Origin of the sequence: Mesorhizobium sp. M7A.F.Ca.US.007.01.2.1 (assembly GCF_003998165.1) — a bacterium.
GTDB lineage: Bacteria > Pseudomonadota > Alphaproteobacteria > Rhizobiales > Rhizobiaceae > Mesorhizobium > Mesorhizobium ciceri.
Genome location: NZ_RZQP01000376.1, coordinates 1 through 3,477, shown reverse-complemented (window position 1 = coordinate 3,477; position 3,477 = coordinate 1). Strand labels below are relative to the sequence as shown.

The 3,477-nt window shown below is 62.6% G+C and carries 2 protein-coding genes and 1 pseudogene; 2 read left to right on the top strand and 1 reads right to left on the bottom strand.

Features of this window, described 5'->3' with window-relative positions:
• Positions 1-127 (bottom strand): annotated as a pseudogene (locus EN949_RS33875) (S-(hydroxymethyl)glutathione dehydrogenase); the annotation flags it as partial.
• 210 nt (positions 128-337) lie between these two features.
• Here EN949_RS33875 and EN949_RS33870 point away from each other — a divergent pair.
• Both EN949_RS33870 and EN949_RS33865 read left to right on the top strand, forming a co-directional pair.
• A complete protein-coding gene (locus EN949_RS33870) occupies positions 338-2,350 on the top strand; it encodes an acetyl/propionyl/methylcrotonyl-CoA carboxylase subunit alpha (RefSeq protein WP_127371444.1) in 2,013 nt (670 codons plus the stop codon).
• Between the two features lie 107 nt (positions 2,351-2,457).
• On the top strand, positions 2,458-3,477 hold a 1,020-nt coding region (locus tag EN949_RS33865), incomplete at its 3' end, for a PHP domain-containing protein (protein WP_127371943.1).

Below are 3,477 nucleotides of genomic sequence, written 5' to 3'. Positions count from 1 at the left end.
CGGTGTGGCAAATGCCTGTCGCCTTGATCTCGACCAGCACTTCGCCCTCGCGCGGGCCCTCGAGGTCGACCTCCATGATCTCCAGCGGCTTTCCGGCGGCGACAGCGACAGCGGCGCGGGTTTTCATCAGGCGTCCTCCAATGCGAATTTTTTTCCAAGGTTTCAGGTTTTGCCGACACGATCAACTGGCAGATCAACTGGCAGCTGGCTCCCCGACTGGGCCACAGCGATGAATTGGAATCGCAAGTCGATTGAAAGGCAGTGAATTGCATGGTCGGCTTGACCCTGCAAGCACAGGCCATAAAAGGAACGGCCGACCCGAGGGATGACATTTCGCATGTTCACCAAGATCCTGATCGCCAATCGCGGCGAAATTGCCTGCCGCGTCATCAAGACGGCACGCAAGATGGGCATTGCCACGGTCGCGGTCTATTCGGATGCCGATCGCGACGCCGTGCATGTCGAGATGGCCGACGAGGCGGTGCATATCGGGCCTTCGCCAGCCGCGCTGAGCTATCTCGTCCCTGAAAAGATCATCGCCGCGTGCAAGGAGACGGGAGCCCAGGCCGTGCACCCCGGCTACGGATTCCTGTCCGAGCGGGCGGCCTTCTGTGAGGCGCTGGAAGCGGAAGGCATCATTTTCATCGGCCCGAAGCCCAAGGCGATCAAGGCGATGGGCGACAAGATCGAATCGAAGAAGTTCGCCAACGCCGCCAAGGTTTCCACCGTGCCCGGCTGGCTCGGCGTCATCGAGAATGCCGATCATGCCGAAAAGATCGCCGGCGAAATCGGTTATCCCGTGATGATCAAGGCTTCGGCCGGCGGCGGCGGCAAGGGCATGCGCATCGCCTGGAGCGAAGCCGAAGTGCGCGATGGCTTCGACCGCGCGCGCTCGGAAGCCAAGAGTTCGTTCGGCGACGATCGTCTCTTCATCGAGAAATTCGTCGTCGATCCGCGCCACATCGAAATCCAGGTGCTGGCCGACGCGCATGGCAACGCGCTCTATCTCGGCGAGCGCGAATGCTCGATCCAGCGACGCAACCAGAAGGTCGCCGAAGAGGCGCCGTCGCCATTCCTGGACGCCGCGACACGCAAGGCCATGGGCGAGCAGTCTGTGGCGCTGGCCAAGGCCGTCGACTACCAGAGCGCCGGCACGGTCGAATTCATCGTCGATAATGACAAGAACTTCTATTTCCTTGAAATGAATACACGATTGCAGGTCGAGCACCCGGTGACGGAGCTCATCACCGGCATCGATCTGGTCGAGCAGATGATCCGCGTCGCCGCCGGCGAAAAGCTTGGCCTGAAGCAAAGCGACATCGAGCTGAACGGCTGGGCGGTGGAAAGCCGGCTCTATGCCGAAGACCCTTACCGCAATTTCCTGCCTTCGATCGGCCGGCTGACGCGCTACCGGCCGCCGGAGGAAGGACAATTCGGCGATGTCGTCATCCGCAACGACACCGGCGTCACCGAAGGCTCCGAAATCTCGATGTTCTACGATCCGATGCTCGCCAAGCTGTGCACCTGGGCGCCGACGCGTCTGGAAGCCATCGATGCCATGTCGGAAGCGCTCGACAGCTTCGTCGTCGACGGAATCGAGCACAACATTCCGTTCCTGGCTGCCTTGATGCAGCATCAGCGTTGGCGGGAAGGGCGGATATCGACCGCTTTCATATCGGAGGAATATCCCGACGGTTTCGCGCCGGTCGTGCCGAACGACGACGAGAAAGCGGTGCTGGCGTCGATCGCGACCGCAGTGGAACTGCTGCGACGTGATCGGCTTGACCGGCTGGGCGGGCGCCTGGCGCCGCATTCGGGAGCGCTGAAGCGCGACTGGGTCGTGAAGATCGATGATGACTATTTGTCGGCGTCCATCATCGAGGGCATGATTTCCATTCCGATGGAAGTCGATCTGTCGATCGCGGGCGGCAAGGCGCTGACCGTTGCATCCGACTGGCGGCCGGGCGATCTGGTCTGGCGCGGTACGGTCGGCAAGCGCAAGGTTGCGGCTCAGGTCAGGCCGGTCGCCAATGGCTTTCGCATCGCCTGGAAAGGCATGTCGGTGACCGCGCGCGCCATGCTGCCGCGCACCGCCGAACTGGAAAGGCTGATGCCCGAAAAGGTAGCGCCGGACACGTCGAAGCTGCTGCTTTGCCCGATGCCTGGCCTTGTCGTGTCGATTGCCGTTGCCGAAGGCCAGGAGGTCAAGGCAGGCGAGACATTGGCTGTGGTCGAAGCGATGAAGATGGAGAACGTGCTGCGTGCCGAACGCGACCTTGTCGTCTCCAAACTCAACGCCAAGCCGGGCGACAGCCTGGCTGTCGACGCTGTGATCATGGAGTTTGCTTAGGGCTAGCCGGGCAGGCAGCCTGTGATCAGCAGTGGTTTGTGCTGGACTGGCATCGCGCGGTCCCGGACAATACATCTCCATCGACTCAAGGACCTTCACGCAGCACCATGGCCGACGAAAAACTCCCCCGCGATCCCTTGAAGCGAGAAGCGGCGATTGCTGCGGCGCGGCCGGAGGCCCCGGCGCGGCCCTTCGTCCATTTGCGCGTGCATTCGGCCTATTCGCTGCTGGAAGGCGCCTTGCAGATCGGCAAGGTGGTGGCTCATGCGGTCAAGGACGAAGCCCCGGCCATCGCCGTCACCGACACCAACAACCTGTTCGGCGCTCTGGAGTTCGCGCAGAAGGCGGTGAAGGACGGCATCCAGCCGATCATCGGCTGCCAGACGGCGCTCGCCTTTTCCGGCGAAAACAGCGATGGCCAGCGCGACCGCCGACGGCAAGGTCCCGATATGCGGCCGGTCGTTCTGCTTGCCGCGACCGAGGCGGGCTATTCCAATCTGGTCAGGCTGGTCAGCCGCGTCTACCTCGAAACGCCGCCGGGCGAAGCCGTGCACCTGACCACCGAAATGATGGAAGGCTGTTGTGACGGGTTGATCTGCCTCAGCGGCGGACCGCGCGGACCGGTCGGCACCGCGCTCAAGGAAGATCGCCGCGATCTGGCCGAAGCCCGGCTTTTGACTCTCAAGGAGATGTTCGGCGACCGGCTCTATGTCGAGCTTGACCGGGTTTCCGGTTATGATCGCGTGATCGAAAAATCCTCGATCGATCTGGCCTATGCCCATGAACTGCCGCTGGTCGCCACCAACGAGGCGTTCTTTTCCTCTCGCGACGACTATGACGCACATGACGCGCTGATTGCCATTGCCGAGGGATCGGTCGTCGCCGCCGACAACCGCCGCCGGCTGTCGCCCGACAATTTCCTGCGCAGCCAGGCCGATATGGCAAGGCTCTTTGCCGACCTGCCGGAGGCGATCGACAACACTGTCGAGATCGCGCTGCGTTGCTCCTATTACCCGAAGAACCGCAATCCGATCCTGCCGCGCTTCACCGGCGGCGATGTCGCCGACAATGACGCCGCCGTGCAGGCGGAAGCCGACGAACTGGCCCGCCAGGCCCATGAGGGGCTC